General features: G+C 43.9%; 13 protein-coding genes. 4 read left to right on the top strand and 9 right to left on the bottom strand.

The genetic code is table 11. The features are described 5' to 3' along the window. Positions 1-113 precede the first annotated feature (113 nt). Positions 114-1,736, bottom strand: coding sequence for a phosphoenolpyruvate carboxykinase (ATP) (gene pckA / locus H524_RS0104390; protein ID WP_425387374.1), 1,623 nt, complete (start codon positions 1,734-1,736; stop codon positions 114-116). Between the two features lie 731 nt (positions 1,737-2,467). Between pckA and H524_RS0104385 the strand changes: the two genes are divergently transcribed. Continuing rightward, a complete protein-coding gene (locus H524_RS0104385; RefSeq protein ID WP_027939344.1) occupies positions 2,468-3,055 on the top strand; it encodes a NifU family protein in 588 nt (195 codons plus the stop codon). Positions 3,056-3,146: 91 nt separating this feature from the next. Here the strand turns inward: H524_RS0104385 and H524_RS0104380 are convergent, their stop codons facing one another. The 3 genes from H524_RS0104380 to H524_RS0104370 form a co-directional block, all read right to left on the bottom strand. Next, on the bottom strand, positions 3,147-4,157 hold the full coding sequence (locus H524_RS0104380) for an NAD(P)H-dependent glycerol-3-phosphate dehydrogenase (protein ID WP_027939343.1): 1,011 nt from the start codon (positions 4,155-4,157) through the stop codon (positions 3,147-3,149). Positions 4,158-4,742: 585 nt separating this feature from the next. After that, a complete protein-coding gene (gene secB, locus H524_RS0104375; RefSeq protein ID WP_027939342.1) occupies positions 4,743-5,243 on the bottom strand; it encodes a protein-export chaperone SecB in 501 nt (166 codons plus the stop codon). A gap of 43 nt (positions 5,244-5,286) precedes the next feature. Next, the gene (locus H524_RS0104370) at positions 5,287-5,748 is read right to left on the bottom strand and encodes a rhodanese-like domain-containing protein (protein WP_052338910.1); all 462 of its coding nucleotides are present in this window, start codon (positions 5,746-5,748) and stop codon (positions 5,287-5,289) included. Positions 5,749-6,602: 854 nt separating this feature from the next. Here H524_RS0104370 and gpmM point away from each other — a divergent pair. Next, positions 6,603-8,138, top strand: a complete 1,536-nt coding sequence (gpmM, locus tag H524_RS0104365) for a 2,3-bisphosphoglycerate-independent phosphoglycerate mutase (RefSeq protein WP_156907537.1) — start codon at positions 6,603-6,605, stop codon at positions 8,136-8,138. 403 nt (positions 8,139-8,541) lie between these two features. Beyond that, on the top strand, positions 8,542-10,419 hold the full coding sequence (locus tag H524_RS0104360) for a hypothetical protein (RefSeq protein WP_156907536.1): 1,878 nt from the start codon (positions 8,542-8,544) through the stop codon (positions 10,417-10,419). Here the strand turns inward: H524_RS0104360 and H524_RS0104355 are convergent. Then, entirely contained in the window at positions 10,397-10,594 is a 198-nt protein-coding gene (locus tag H524_RS0104355) for a hypothetical protein (protein WP_027939338.1), read from the bottom strand. The two genes, H524_RS0104360 and H524_RS0104355, sit on opposite strands and share 23 nt — an antisense overlap. Positions 10,595-11,052: 458 nt before the next feature. On the opposite strand from H524_RS0104355, the gene H524_RS17275 reads away from it, so the two are divergent. Next, positions 11,053-11,217 (top strand): hypothetical protein, encoded by a 165-nt coding sequence (locus H524_RS17275; protein WP_156907535.1) that lies wholly within the window; start codon positions 11,053-11,055, stop codon positions 11,215-11,217. 315 nt (positions 11,218-11,532) lie between these two features. Here the strand turns inward: H524_RS17275 and H524_RS0104345 are convergent, their stop codons facing one another. From H524_RS0104345 to H524_RS0104330, 4 genes are all read right to left on the bottom strand, one after another. Further along, the gene (locus tag H524_RS0104345) at positions 11,533-12,900 is read right to left on the bottom strand and encodes a metallopeptidase TldD-related protein (RefSeq protein ID WP_027939337.1); all 1,368 of its coding nucleotides are present in this window, start codon (positions 12,898-12,900) and stop codon (positions 11,533-11,535) included. Positions 12,901-13,149: 249 nt separating this feature from the next. After that, complete coding sequence (gene yjgA, locus H524_RS0104340; protein ID WP_027939336.1) at positions 13,150-13,725, bottom strand: ribosome biogenesis factor YjgA; 576 nt, start codon at positions 13,723-13,725, stop codon at positions 13,150-13,152. 240 nt (positions 13,726-13,965) lie between these two features. Next, on the bottom strand, positions 13,966-15,429 hold the full coding sequence (gene tldD / locus H524_RS0104335) for a metalloprotease TldD (RefSeq protein WP_027939335.1): 1,464 nt from the start codon (positions 15,427-15,429) through the stop codon (positions 13,966-13,968). Between the two features lie 147 nt (positions 15,430-15,576). Next, complete coding sequence (locus tag H524_RS0104330) at positions 15,577-16,170, bottom strand: Maf family protein (RefSeq protein WP_027939334.1); 594 nt, start codon at positions 16,168-16,170, stop codon at positions 15,577-15,579. Position 16,171 lies beyond the last annotated feature (1 nt).

Below are 16,171 nucleotides of genomic sequence, written 5' to 3'. Positions count from 1 at the left end.
TTGTCCTCCTATAGACTTCCTTGTCTATACAAATACAAAAGGCCCGAGGCGCATATAGCACCTCGGGCCCGTTAGTAATTCATCTATTCTGCCCTTAAAGGGTCAGACAGGAATTATAACTGTGGACCAGCCTTAACTAAGTCACCACCTAAAGACTCGAACTTCTTGAAGTTCTTCTGGAAGCGCTCAGCTAAGTCCTTAGCCTTTACTTCCCACTCTGAAGCGTCAGCGTAGGTGTTACGTGGGTCCAGAATCTTGGTGTCAACGCCCTTTAACTCAGTAGGAACGGTGAAGTTGAAGTAAGGGATGGTTGCGGTGTTTGCAGTATCGATAGAACCGTCTAAGATTGCGTCGATAATGCCACGGGTATCCTTAATGGAGATACGCTTGCCAGTGCCGTTCCAGCCAGTGTTTACTAAGTAAGCCTTAGCGCCGGAAGCTTCCATTCTCTTAACCAGAACTTCAGCGTACTTGGTTGGAGGTAAGGTTAAGAAAGCAGCACCGAAGCATGAAGAGAAGGTTGGGGTAGGCTCGGTAATGCCACGCTCGGTACCAGCTAACTTAGCGGTGAAGCCAGAGAGGAAGTAGTACTTAGTCTGCTCCTTAGAAAGGATAGATACTGGAGGTAATACACCGAAAGCATCAGCAGATAAGAAGATTACGCGCTTAGCAGCTGGAGCCTTAGAAACTGGCTTAACGATGTTTTTAATGTGGAAGATTGGGTAAGAAACACGGGTGTTCTCAGTTACAGACTTGTCTGCAAAGTCAACCTTGCCGTTAGCATCAACAGTTACGTTCTCTAATAAAGCGTTACGCTTGATAGCGCCCCAGATGTCTGGCTCGTTTTCCTTAGAGAGGTTAATAACCTTAGCGTAGCAGCCGCCTTCGAAGTTGAATACGCCATCATCGTCCCAACCGTGCTCGTCGTCACCGATGAGTAAACGCTTAGGATCGGTAGATAAGGTGGTCTTACCAGTGCCTGACAGACCGAAGAAGATAGCAGTGTTCTTGCCCTCGAGGTCGGTGTTAGCAGAGCAGTGCATTGCAGCGATGCCCTGTAATGGTAAGTAGAAGTTCATCATGGAGAACATGCCCTTCTTCATCTCACCACCGTACCAGGTGTTGAGGATGATCTGCATCTTCTCTGCGAGGTTGAATACAACAGCAGTCTCAGAGTTGAGGCCTAACTCCTTGAAGTTCTCAACCTTAGCCTTTGAAGCGTTCAGAACTACGAAGTCTGGCTCGAAGCCCTTTAACTCTTCCTCAGTAGGACGGATGAACATGTTGGTTACGAAGTGAGCCTGCCAAGCTACTTCCATAACGAAACGGATCTTCAGACGGGTGTTCTCGTTAGCACCACAGAAGAGATCAACAACGTATAAAGGCTTGTTAGAGAGCTCCTTGCCTGCTAAAGCCTTTAACTGAGCCCATGCCTCTTCGGTAACTGGCTTGTTGTCGTTCTTGAACTCATCAGAAGTCCACCAGATCTCCTTGGAGGCCTCGTTCTTAACAATGAACTTGTCCTTAGGGGAACGGCCGGTGTAAACGCCAGTCATAACGTTTACTGCACCCATCTCGGTTACAGTGCCCTTCTCGAAGCCTTCTAAAGAAGCCTGAGTCTCAGCAGCAAACAACTCCTCGTGAGAAGGATTGTGGACGATGTTGGTAGCACCAGTAATGCCGTATTTAGCTAAACTTTCAGATAAGCTCATTTTTTTCTCCACGAATGATGCCAGGGTAATCCTGACGCAATTCTTTCTAAACCGGCCATCATTCTAGCTTATTTTTCTCAACTATGGATCGACGATATTCTCTTTAACTTAAAAAATTTGATATGAGTTGCAATGAAAAGATTTGCTTTTATTGCACAAATGGCTATTCGAGGCGCTATACATCGCATGCGGTGTTCAAAATACTGCCTTTTAAAGTTGCGCAAAGCTGCACTATCACTGCACAAATTTGCAGCACTCGTCGTACAAGCGTCACAGCTGGTAGTTTAGTGCCCTAACCGCCCTCAAAGAGGACATAATCTTCGCTACAAATGCCTTAAATATCAATTTAAAAAAAGATATCTACCCTTTTAAGCTTTCACTCCCATGGCTATTTATCTTCCTAGATAGCCAACTATGACTGCAAAATTTTGCAAGAACTACTCTATAAGCACAAAGTTTAGTGCCATGAGATCAAGGCAATCAGAAAAAAAGACATCCAATATGTACATCATGCTAATGACCATGCTTTGGTCGCTAAAGTTTACACAAGGTATCTATCAGTACTTATTAGAATGCGCTTTTAAGCCATATTGTCGCAATTTTTTTTCGCTATACGATCTATGTACTAAACGGCATATCAAGTTAGCTTATAATGACCTCCGAAATTGTGTGAACAAGAACACAATACTTGGTCAAAAGCTATCAACAAGCCCTAGCTTAAAAACAAGTTTTCACTTATCAATCGGACAAGTTAAATGAGCAAGATTACTGTTTCACCAGAGGCACAAGTCTATCTACGCGGCATCATTGAAAAGCAGAAGATGGAAGGCCTTGCTATTCGTCTTACCGTTACTAACCCAGGTACCCCTGGTGTTGAGAGCGGCATCTTATATTGTCCGAAAGAGTACATTACCTCTCAGGATCTCCACTTTAAGATGGACGGCTTTGAGATCGTTATCGACATGGATGTGGTCGACTTCTTAGACGAGACCGTCATCGACCTGTCAAAGGATGATGCTGGTGAGGATCTCTTAACCCTGCACGCTCCTAACTTAAAGCGTAAGTTAGTTAGCGAAGACGCTCCTTTAAAAGATCAAATCGCTTTCTACATTGAGCGTTTTGTAAGCCCTACCTTAGCAGGCCACGGCGGTGCTGTTCGCTTAGTTGACTTTAAGGACGGTATCGTTACTGTTGAGTTCTCAGGTGGCTGCAATGGCTGCTCCTTAGCTGGTGCAACCTTACATGAGGGTATTGAAAAGCAGCTCAAGAATGCTTTCCAAGATCAGATTAAGGGTGTTGAAGATGCTACTGCTCACACCGTAACTGACGAGAGCTACGCTTAATTTACAAGTCGTACGCTCACCATGAAAAAAGCCCAGCAAATGCTGGGCTTTTTTCTATCTATATATAAAAGCTAATCATTAGCGATCGTGACTACTCGCTCTTAGAGTCACGGCGTAAAAGATCACGAGCAGCCTCACGACCAGTCTTGTGGTTCACTAAAACTTCGTAAAGCTCGCTGCAGATTGGCATTTCAACTCCCATTTTAAGAGCAAGACCAACCACGACCTTTACCATCTTATAGCCCTCAACAGCCTGTCCAATCTCTTTAAGTGCCTCATCAGCTCTTTTGCCCTGTCCAAGCATATAACCGAGGCGACGATTACGTGACTGATTGTCAGTACAGGTGAGCATAAGATCGCCTAAACCAGACAAGCCCATAAAGCCACGCTCAGATGCACCTAATGCGGTGCCTAAACGAATCATCTCGGCAAGACCTCTTGAGATCAGCGCCGTTCTTGCATTTGCACCATAGCCAAGACCATCAGACATGCCCGCACCAATTGCAATAACATTCTTGACCGCACCACCAATTTGCATGGCTACGAGATCATGGCTTTTATAAACGCGGAAAGTCTTAGTGTGCATAATTTGGCACATGTCATCTACGAACTTCTCATCGTTACCTGCACAAGCAATTGCTGTTGGCATACCAGCAGCCAGTTCTTTTGCAAAGGTAGGTCCAGAGAGAGCCGCGATTGGCAGTATAGGATACTCATCATCAGTCATCTCACGCATGACAACCTTGGACAAGAGCTCACCTGAACTATCTAAGCCCTTAGTTGCCCACGCAAGACGTTGACGGCGTTTCCAAAATGGCTTGATTTCTTTTAAGGTCTTTTCAAAAGACTCTGAAGGAACCACCACCAAAATATCGCGAGCAAACTTGACTGCCTCTTCTAAATTGGAAGTTACTGTTAATGATGGAGGAAAGATAATGCCAGGTAAGTATTGGGCATTCATCTGCTCTTCCTGCATCTTGGCAGCTTTTTGTGGATCTCTTGCATACAGCATTACTGGCATGCCCTTTGAGGCCACTGCCACAGCCAGTGAAGTGCCGTATGAGCCAGCACCGATTACAGTTAATGATTGCTTCTCTTTCATCGTCAAAGTCCATCAAGCAAACGCTTGTGGGTTATGCAGTGAAATTGGATAGATCAATAGATCTAAGGTGTGATTAAGACTAGTGGCAACAGGCAAACTTAAAGCTTGATGGTGCCTAACAAGATATGGGATGAAATGATACCAACGCGCTTGTAAAAATACAGTGACAGGCCCTAGCAATGTGAGGTTTGAGGCGATTTGAAGAGAAAAGAGACGCATCTGAGTGCTCAGATGCGATTAGATAAGGCATAAAGCCCGGTTTTGGAACACAAATGTGCGTGCTTTAGCTTAGTTGACCAAATAGATCTTATTTACATAGTATGGCCAGGCTAGATCAACAGCCCTGACTTAATGGTGTGGCCTCGTAGATCAACGGCTCTTATTTAATGGTGTGACCTGGCAGATCAACAGCCCTGACTTAAGGGTGTGGACTAGTAGATCAACTGATCTTAGTTAATGGGGAGGTCATGAAAGAGCCACTGCCCTATTTTATGGGCCTAAAAAAACAAAACGACGCTAGTACTAGACTGAGCGTCGTTCTGTATAAAGGCGTAGCAGCTTAGCTACAGCATGTCAGAAAGAAGATTACTTCTGTTCTGCTGCCTCTACCTTATCTTCAGCAGCGCCTTCTTGGTTAGCCTGCTGAGCCTTGCGAGCACGGAACAGAGCCTCAAAGTTGATTGGAGCTAAGTTGAGCTGAGGGAAGGTTGCACGAGCAACTAAGCTGGAGATGAACTCACGAGCATATGGGAAGAGGATATTAGGAGCGGTGCCGCCTAATAAGAACTCACCTGCCTCGCCTGGGAGGTTGCGCAGTAAGAATACGCCAGCCTGGGTTACTTCACAGATGAAAGCAGTCTTGCCCTCATTGTTGCAGGTAACAGTGATACGCAGAGCAACCTCGAACTGATCATCAGCGATCTTGGTGGTCTTGGTATCGAACTTAACCTGAAGCTCAGGCTTCCACTGGCTCTGGAAAACTACAGGGCTGTGTGGAGTCTCTAAAGAAGAGTCCTTAGCGTAAACACGAATAAGATCAAAGAGAGGACGGCTTGCTGCTGCCTGATCGTTTGCATTCTCTGACATGTGTATGTTCCCTTATGTACAGTCTTCTGTAATAGAAATTCTGTTACTTCTTATAAGACAGCGGCATGTTGGAGCTGCTCCAATCGAGCATGCCACCTTCTAAAATATAAACTTTTGTAAAACCTTGCTTCTTTAAGAAGCGACCGCTGTTGAAGCACTCGCTATCGAACTTATCTTTACCGACTAAGATAACAGGCTTGTCACGACGGCTGTCAATGCGACCAATCTTACCGCTCTTAATATCGGCTGCGGTAATGTTGATAGCGTTTGCAATGTGTCCACTAGAAAAGCCATCAGCGCTTCTAATGTCAACAAATACGCCATCCTCGCGGTTCACTAAGTTCACTGCAGTACCAGCATTTGCCTTGGCAATGCGAGCAGTTAACAGTTTGAACTGAACCACAATCAGCATAACTAAGACAACGCCCCATGCACCAACCATGAAATAGTGACGCATGAAAAAGTCAGGAAATTCGTTGATGAACTCGGAAAAATTGAAATCCACGATTGCTACCTCAAAATGTCCGGATTTCTCTCCGGTTTCTAGAACAGCTCGCTATTCTATCATATTAAGCCAAAGATAACAGGCTCTATGGTGATTAACAGAGTGTAGATAGCAACAGAATGCCTATGGCGGATCAAAAGACACTCATGCCCGTACATTTGTATCAGATCTAGATCACAAAACTATGGACAAAATGCCTAAATGCTTCTTGTTTCAATTACAACCATAATGATCTAACTTCACTAGCTAATCTATAGCTAAGCTCACAGATTTACTAAGAAATTTGCTAAATCTCTAGTTATGTTAATGAAGCACACTTGATCAAGCTCATATTACGAAAGTATCCGTAGTGAACGTTGAGAATGCCCAGCACACAAGAGACCATCCATCCTTTATAAGTGCCGTTAATGCAAAATTTGCAGTTGTATTACGAAAGTATCTAGACTAAAGATCGACGCACCTGTGCTGTTTTAAGCGTTTTGTTTGTGTTCTTTGCTGAAAAATCACAGAAAAAAGGGGCTTTCGTGATAACATTAGATATTGATCACACACACCTTTTCATGAGCGGATCTAACGCCTTAATGAACTTAAAAGTGTGTAGTGAGTTTGCTCTTGTAAAGCGGCTAATCAGATGAGCTGTAGTTGAGATTTGCACTGTCTGAAAGCCGTTAGTGAGCTAGCAGCTCAGCCTTTGAGGCAAAGCTATAGAAGATCAAGACTGTCACAGATTAATCATCAAGAGCATGGGCTTTAAAAAATCTTAAGATTTTAGTCCAAGTCTTAATAGTTGAAGACCAGTCTTGTTCACTGCGCTCAAAGCATTCTGTCAGTTTTTTCAGCAAGTTGAGACTACCATCATGGCACAAAAGAAAACTTTAGCCCTTATTATCATGGACGGCTGGGGCGACAACAAAGACAAAGAATTCAACGCTGTTCTTAACGCCAATACCCCAGTTCTTGACGGTCTGTGCGCTAAGTATGCTAATACTGACATCGCTGCTTCAGGCATCGACGTAGGTTTACCTGATGGCCAGATGGGTAACTCAGAAGTTGGTCACACCAACATCGGCGCAGGTCGTATTGTTTACCAAGAGCTTACTCGTATCGGTAAGGCTATCGAAGATGGCGACTTCTTTGAGAATGCAGCACTGTGTGCAGCCGTAGATAAGGCTGTTGCTGCTAACAAGGCTGTTCATATCATGGGTCTGATGTCACCAGGTGGTGTTCACAGCCATGAAGATCACATCTTAGCCATGATCAAGCTTGCAGCTAAGCGTGGTGCTAAAGAGATTTACTTCCACCCATTCTTAGACGGCCGTGATGTACCACCGCGTTCTGCTCTTGAGTTCATTGGCAAGTTTGAAGACCTCTTCAAGGAGCTCGGTGTTGGCCGTTTTGCCTCTGTAGTTGGTCGTTACTTTGCTATGGATCGTGACAATCGTTGGGATCGTGTCGAGAAGGCCTACGATGTCATTACCTCTGGCATTTCCGAGTTACCATCCTACCCAAGCATCAAAGCTGCTATTGAGGCTGCTTACGAGCGTGGTGAGAACGATGAGTTCGTTCAGGCTTCTATCATCGGTGACAAGGTTACCTTAAATGACGGCGACTCCATGATCTTCATGAACTTCCGTGCTGATCGTGCTCGTCAGATTACCCGTTCATTTGTTAACGCTGACTTTGACGGCTTTGCTCGTAAGTCAACTCCAAAGCTTGCTGACTTTGTAATGCTGACTCAGTATGCAGCTGACATTAAGACTGCTTGCGCATACCCACCAGAGAAGTTGACCAACACCTTAGGTGAGTGGTTATCTTCACACAACAAGACTCAGTTACGTATCTCCGAGACCGAGAAGTACGCTCACGTAACCTTCTTCTTCAATGGTGGTGTTGAGACTGTATTCCCAGGTGAGGATCGCATCTTAGTTCAAAGCCCTAAGGTTGCCACCTACGACCTGCAGCCAGAGATGAGCTCTGAGGAACTTACTGATAAGTTATGTCAGGCTATCGAGTCAGGTAAGTATGACGTTGTAATCTGTAACTACCCTAACGGTGACATGGTTGGTCATACTGGCGTTTACGAAGCAGCTATTAAGGCTGTTGAGGCTGTTGATCACTGCATTGGCCGTGTTGTTGAGTCCCTTAAGAAGGTTGGTGGTGAGTGCTTAATCACTGCCGATCATGGTAACTGCGAGCGTATGAAGGACTTAACTACTGGTCAACCTTTCACTGCCCACACCAATCTGCCTGTTCCATTCATCTATGTTGGCCGTGAGGCAACTATGCGTGAGGGCGGACGCTTAAGCGATATCGCACCTACTATGCTCTACCTCATGGGTATGGAAATCCCAGCAGAGATGACCGGCAAGTCAATCATCACTTTAAAGTAAGATTCTAAAAAGCGATCTTACGTACTGTAAAAAGGCCCTTGCCTATCAATTAGGCAAGGGCCTTTTTGCATCTAAGATTACTATTTTCCTAAAAACTAACAGCAAGAGCACTTATGCCCATAATGTGCGCACACCTCTGGCACAGATATGATGCAAGTGCACATAATGCACACACCATGATGTATAGCAACCATAAAGACCTAGAAAACGGCTTTTCGTATGCTGTTTTGTCACAAAAATATAAATGATGATAACTGAATCACATGCACATGATTGTTTGACAAATTATATTTCAAATAACCATATAGAATGCTAAAGTAATTGTTATCCTAGATACATCATTGCTTGTTTTATAACAAGCACTCCTTAACCTAACTCTAATCACATGTGGGTAGCACACAAAATGACAGGTTGCACAGCACAAGAAATATCCATAAACCCACAGGTGGTTGACTCAACTAAGCACTCTTCAGCTCCTGATGGCTATAAGATTGGAGCTATACCTCTAATTGCTGGTTTCTTAAAACAATTCGAATTTGGGGATCTTATTTCTAGCACCATTGCTAATACCCTAAAACAGCATGGTGAGAATAACGCTAGCTTACTTTCATGCCTAATGTGCGATCTATTCATCAAGATAGATCAACCTGTCATCCACTACACAGGCTACGACAAGCAAAGAGCTTTTAACGCTATCATTGATGAAAGTCTGAACGAGGATAGCTGTTCATATAGTGCAATGGCAGAGGCCTTAGAAGAATTAGGTCACTGCAATTTAGAAGAACTCTTTGAGATCCTTGCCAACCGTGTCCTTGACGATATTGGCAATGCCTCTAATTATCTTTTCCCTCTTACTAGTGCTAAGTCAATTTTCAACATCACTTGCATTGGCAACGAGCCTGTAAAAACGATCAAAGACTACAATCCAAATATAGAACTCAATCCTATTGAGTTCATCGTCTTTGAAGCCATTTCAGGAATCCCAGTTTCATACAAGATAGCACAGCCAGACTCAGGCACTGGCAATTGGGAAGTTCAGCAATATCTAACTTCATATCTTGGTAGAGCCAAGATCTATAGCGACAGACCTATCTATCTGTACTCCACTATCATGGATTACGATCCTAAGATATGTTTAAAGCGCCGCAGTGCTGGCATCCATTTAATTACTCGCGCACCAAGTTCCAACAGACTGATCTGTAATCTTGATTTTGATCTTGAAAAGAGCACCAAGATTACTGACGATAGCTATATCTCCAAGAATGAAGATGCTATGGGCGTGTGGATGGATAATATTGCCCCTTTAACGTATATCGACAAGGATATGCGTAAAATCCTAATCCCACAAAAAGGATTTCAAATTTATAATCTTTCCATAGATCAAAAGAAGCAAGTCAGCCTTGAAAACAAGGCACAAAAGGAGCTCTTGGCTACAATCGAAAAACTAAATCAACCTTCATATACCGAGCTTGATGCTCTCACTCATCTTAAAAAGCTAGTTAAGAAGTTTAAGCTTATTGAGCTCACTGAGGCTGATTTAAATGCTGATAAGCACAGTGCCGTCCCTGAAACATCAGATAAGGCCCATGCTGTAACTGAGCCACAAGCCAAGGCAAAGGTAAACATGCTCGATAAAATTGAGTCTGACATTAAAGAGGCTATCAAGCATGCATCCCCAAGCGATCGTCAGTATTTCAAGCCACCACTTTCTGATCTGGTGCTCTTAGTTAATGGCGTAGGCTATTTTCCAAATGTAGGTCTGCAGCTTAATGACGATGCTATTGCCAAGCAGGCTAAATTAGAAAGCCGCTCAGCGATCATTACTACAGACACCAATCGTAACTGGAATATGTCTGAGCTGTATTCTGTCTATGAGTGCTGCAGCCATATTAGAGACTATATGACGACCTATAAGAACACTACAGTGTTTGTAAAAGGCGACTTCATAGCCTCACCAGAGCGCATTCGTGCGATCAACTTTCTACTCAACATTTGCATGCTCTGCTACATGTATTTCAATTACAAGATAGGTATTGCCAATCAAAAGGAAAAAGTTTTTGAGCTTCCTCCTCGTGCAAGAATTAGAAGGCTCTCTGAAAGACAAGGTCGCTTAGTGTGTGGCAATCTTATCGATTTTCTCGAGGATCAAAAGGACTTTGCTCTTAAAGACCTGCCAAATGGGAAAAAACAGCTCAAACCATGCGATGAGAGGATCGCAACTTACCTTAATGCCTTAGGCCCAACTTGGGGTGCTTACGCTAGCGCTGCTTTTTATCAATAATGGCACTAACTTTAGCTGACACATCAGCTAGAGTTAGTCTCTTTGCCTTAGCTGACACATCAGCTAAAGTTAGTCTCTTTGCCTTAGCTAACACATCAGCTAGAGTTAGTCTCTTTGCCTTGGTTTTACCTACATAGGCATTGACCTTACCTCTAGCTGCCGTTAGCTTCTCCATGCTTAAATGCCTTTGAGCAAGCGTCAAACCTCTACTGTTAATTACTCTCTTCTTAGCGCTGACTAACAGTTGGCAAGCATCTGAAAGAGCAGGGCGTCCGTACAAAACGCGATCTACTTTACAATCAACTCAACCTGTGAAAAATATTTTCATGCTCTAACTTGGCGAGTTTTCCAGTGTTTTTGCAAAATTGCAACATTGTTTTTTGCAGAATTTAGATAATTGTTTGCATTGTGTATGGCGTTATTTAAGCTTATATACTAGGATCCTAGACAACAACTTACAGCAAAATTTGCCCAAATTTCTTTCATAATTTCAGGCTTAAAAAGCTGTTGTAATCAAGTTTTGCGGCTACTTATTAGGTTTACAAGCCACTGCGAACGCTGCACAATTCACCTTACAGTCAGCTAGCAGTAATGACCTAGCATACGTAAACACTGCCAATATAGGAGCTAAATATGAGCACACAAGATAAGCGCTCTATTTCAACAAAGCGTGGCTTTGCTCCAATGCGTGACTTCGCTCTGTTAGAAAAAACTAAAGCTTTCACTTTAAATAGCAAAAGAGACGTAAGAGTTAATCTAAGAAACTCAAGCGGCAGAGCATTAAGCCCATCTAAATAAGCACTGATTGGCTTAAATAAGCACTTCTAGGTCTATTTTTTTTACCTAATAGCGCTCAATTATCTGTACCCTTAGCTTCTAAGTTTAGTGGCGCTAACAACTAAAGGGCCGTGAAAATAATTTTCAGAGCCCTACCAAGCCCCATTACTCGCCTCAAGGAGGCACTCATGTCTACTGCCTAGCTCATATAGACATGCAAAAGCCTTTATAAAAGGCAAAAAAGGCCATACATCATATGTATGGCCTTTTTTGATCATGATCGGTATTGAGCCTCTATAGAAGCGAGGCTAATGCATTGTCAAAGGCTGTGGTTTCTTAGCTTCCCGATACAGTAAGCTCTGGGATCCATACTGAGCCTGTCTGTATGCGGCGGCGCTCATCACGATCATTACCAATCATCGCAATAGAGGCGTACATCTCCTTAAGATTACCGGCAACAGTAATCTCATCAACAGCATGGACTCGCTCACCATTTTCAAAATAGTAGCCTGAAACACCACGGCTATAGTTACCGTTAACGATATTCACGCCCTGACCCATGAGCTGATGAACCACGATACCAGAGCCAGCCTTCTTAAGGATATCCTCTAAAGAGCCGCCATGCTCGTCATCAGGATTGAAGAAGATGTTATAGCAAGGATCATTGTGACCATTGCACTTCATGTTGAGCTTTCTGCCAGAGTAAGTATCGATAAAGAACTCTTTTAAGATACCGTTGCTGACCACATCTAATGGTCGTGTTGCTACACCCTCAGCATCGAATAAGGCAGATGCAATACCGCCCTTAATAAGCGGATCTTCTTTAACCGATAAGAACTCAGGGAATACCTGAGAGTTAAGACTATCTTTTAAGAACGAAGAGTTCTGATAGATGAGCATACCGCTAATAGCGTTGATAAATGGCAGCATCAGCTCGCTTGCGGCACCACGGCTAAAGATAATGTTGTATTTACCGGTCTTAACCTTAGATGCACCAAGCTTTCCTAAGGTTCTTTGCACAGCCTCATCAGCCACACGCTCATCAGCCCACTCTAAAGCTGGGTTGATGCCAATATAGCTGCCTCCAGAGCGCTGCATAACACCATTTTGCTCACCGACCAGGCTAATGTATTTTGAGTACTCTGACTCTACAGAGCTCTTACAAAAACCATGGCTAGTAGCTAAGGTGCGTACAGAGTACATGGTGGAATATGACGCACCATCAGACTCTTTAAGACCCTTATCCTTGTTTTTGTCCACCATGGCAACGGCTAGCTTGTCTAGATCCACTGCACGTTTAACTAAGGTGTCAGGATCCTCTTCAAGCTCATAGAGTAACTCAAGATCCTCGTCACCATGGTAAAGCTCTTTTGCATCGCACAGCCCTGCAAACTCATCGCGAGAGGTGTACTTACACAGATTTAATGCAGATTCGGCAGTATCTGTGATGCTCGCAATGGAGAAGTCGCTAGTATTAGCATGGCCGCAGTGCTTGTCCTTATATACAGTAATGGACATGCCCTGCATCTGATTGAACTCAAGATTCTCCACTTCACAGTGACGTGATGAAACATCAAGTCCTTTACCGCCTGAAATACGAACACGAACCTCATCAGCACCTTTTGACTTGGCAATTTCTACAGCCTTCATGGCCAGATCTTCAAACTGCTTTTTAAGTTCTGGTAACTGTGCAAAATATGACATGGCAGATCTCTATATGACTAGCGGCAAAGATACCGCATCACTACTGTTCTTAAGTTAACAACCGTCTAAAAAAAGCTCTAGACTACATCTCAAGCTGCAAGGCTAGTACTCTTACACCGCTATCACCGCGCGGTTGGGTGCTAAAGTTGTCGGTGCTAGAGTTTTGGGTGCTAGGCCTTAGGGGGCTAGCGCTGCCTGAGAGTGCACTAGCTTATGGGCTGTGCGCTTGCTTATAGGCAATGGGCTAGCTTATGAGCCGTTGCTTTTTGGGCGCAGCATGGTGTCAGGAATCTCGACACCGGCGTTGTTGACCTCAGTTTTAATGAACTTATATAAGGCACGTGCTTGTGGGCGATCAGGTAAAGTTGAAGACAACTCATCATGGGCACGCTTAACTAAAGTTCTAAGCTTGTTGCGATCAATTGATGGAATCAGCTCTACTAAGGAGTTAACACCCTTGATACCGCCATGAATTAAGTACTCACGCAGCATTTCAAGACGCATTGCCTTAGGATCTTCTTTAGCAGTGGTGCTTAAGTTGTTAATCTGATTCTCAAGATCTTCATGACCAAAAGAACGTAACAATTTAGCAGCAAACTGCAGCTGACGACGACGCTCATCTGAGATGCGGCGTAAAGAACGAGCCTTTACAAAAGCCTCTTTAACTTCTTCTTCCTCAAACTTCAAACGTGCAAAGGCAGTATCACCTAAATCGGCAATTTTATCAGCAAGCTTACGAATTGCCTGAGCTTCACGCTTGTGAGCAGAGCGACTGAGCTCATCTGGCTCAGTATCAAAACCCTCAAAATGCTCTTGAACAGCCATGATTCTCTCCGTGTCCCTTAAAGGGAAAAATCTATATTGCACCGCTGCATCTTAGTAAAAATTACAGCACTCAAGTTTGTCTTCTGAGTGTGGATAACTTTATCTGCTTTCTAAAAACAGCGGCAATTGCATCCAAATAACTATGTAGGTGCCTTTATAAATTTTTAGGCTGCTGTACAAATTAGTATGGATGCGGTTATGGATATGGTTTAGTTGTGAAATCTCTAGCCTAATAGACTACTAAGCTTGGCAGGAGGCACAGTTTGCATCGGATCCGCCAACAGTGATTTCACTAATCTTAACTGTAGGCTGACCAATACCAACACGCACTGACTGACCTGCCTTTCCACACCAGCCAATGCCACGATCAAACTCTAAATCATCTGCAACCATGGTGACCTTCTGCATGGTTTGATCACCAGTGCCGATTAAGGTAGCACCCTTAATTGGAGCTGTGATCTTGCCATTTTCAACTAAGTAGGCCTCAGAGGCTGAGAATACAAAGCGACCTGAGGTGGTGTCTACTTGTCCACCTGAGAAGTTAACTGCATAAATACCTTTATCTAAGGAGGCGATTAACTCTTCTTTCTTGTACTTTCCAGGCATCATATATGTATTGGTCATACGAGGGATAGTAAGACAAGAATAGTTTTGGCGACGACCGTTACCAGTAGGCTCAGCACCCATCAGCATGGCACTGCGACGATCGTGCATAAAGCCCTTTAAAATACCGTTTTCAATGAGCACATTATGCTTACTTACAGTACCCTCATCATCACATGATTGAGAGCCACGACGGTTAGGAATAGTACCATCATCAACAATGGTACATGCCTCTGATGCTACCTTCTGACCAACCTTATCCCAATATGCTGAGGTCTTATGGAAGTTACCATCACCCTCAAGGCCATGACCAACAGCCTCGTGAATTAACACCGCTGGCCAGCCTGCGCCTAATACCACCGGCATACTACCAGCAGGAGCTGGAATAGCCTCAAGGTTTACAGATGCCATACGTACAGCATCAAGGGCTACTTTCTCAAAAGCATCGTTCTTAGTGAGCTCGTCTAATAAGAAAGCACCACCCATAGCAGATGAGCCTTGCTCATGACGATCGCCATTCTTCATCACGACACTGACATTAAACTGCACAATTGGCTTAACATCCGCACATAAAGTGCCATCGGTGTTAGCCACTAACATCATGCGATGCACCTGTCCTAAGCTCACATCTACCTGATCAACACGGCTATCAGCAGAACGAGCAACCTCATTAGCTCTCATAAGTAACGCTGCTTTCTGCTCGCGACTCATAGATAACAGAGGATTTTCCTGTACATATAAAGGCTTGAGTTCATGTGGGGTGATATTGATGCCCCTTGGAGTCATATTATGTCCAGAGCTAATCGAACGAGCTGCTCTACAGGCATCTAATACTGCATTACGCTCAATCACGTCGGAATAAGCAAAACCAGTTTTCTCACCAATCAGGCCGCGTACACCCACACCGGATGAAATGCGGTATGCACCTTCTTTAATGATGCCCTCTTCAAGGAAGAATGACTCGACCACCTCATGCTCAAAGAAGATATCGCCAAAATCGAGTTTGCGCTCATTAAGGATACCCAGACATTGATAGAGAAAGTCCTCATCGATGCCAGCACCATTGAGAAGTTGCTCTTTAACGTACGCTAAATTATCCATATATGGTTTCTTCCTAACCTTACGCTTGTGAGAACATAATTGACCTTAAGACTTTAGATAAGCCTATTTACAGGCTTAAGCGCTTGTGAAGAGGCCAAAGACAGCTTTCACATGTCAATCAGCGTTGCCAAGCAACGATCACCTATCTTATTTAGTAGCTACTGTACGTGGCTTAAGACCAAAGCTTGCTAATACTTCACGCACCTGACAGACAGGCAGTCCAACAACTGAACTTACGGAGCCTTCCACTTTTTGAATAAACATTGCTCCAATGCCCTGTACTGCGTAGGCACCTGATTTGTCATCGCTCTCGCCTGAGGCTGTATAAATTTCCAGCAACTCTTCATCGAGGGTAGCGAATGTTACTTTTGATGACTCAAAGATTTGACGAATTACGTCGTCCTTAATAATACAAACGCCAGTCATAACCTCATGAGTTTTGCCCGACAAAAGGCGCAAGATGCGCTTGGCATCCTCGCGATCAACAGGCTTACCTAAGATTTGATCTTGGCAAACAACTGCAGTATCGGCAGCTAAAACAATCTGTCCTGGATTGCGTGATGCGACGATAATGGCTTTCTCTTTAGCAATACGCTCAACATAAGCCTTAGCTGACTCACCCTCTAGCACACGCTCATCTGCATCAGGCTTATCAATGACAAACTTAAGGCCCATATTCGCAAGGAAATCACGACGACGTGGTGAGCCTGAAGCTAAAATTAAATCAAAATCTGCAGACATT

It is taken from the genome of Anaerobiospirillum succiniciproducens DSM 6400 (genome assembly GCF_000482845.1).
In the GTDB taxonomy this organism is placed as follows: domain Bacteria; phylum Pseudomonadota; class Gammaproteobacteria; order Enterobacterales; family Succinivibrionaceae; genus Anaerobiospirillum; species Anaerobiospirillum succiniciproducens.
This window is presented reverse-complemented; position numbering and strand designations above follow the sequence as displayed.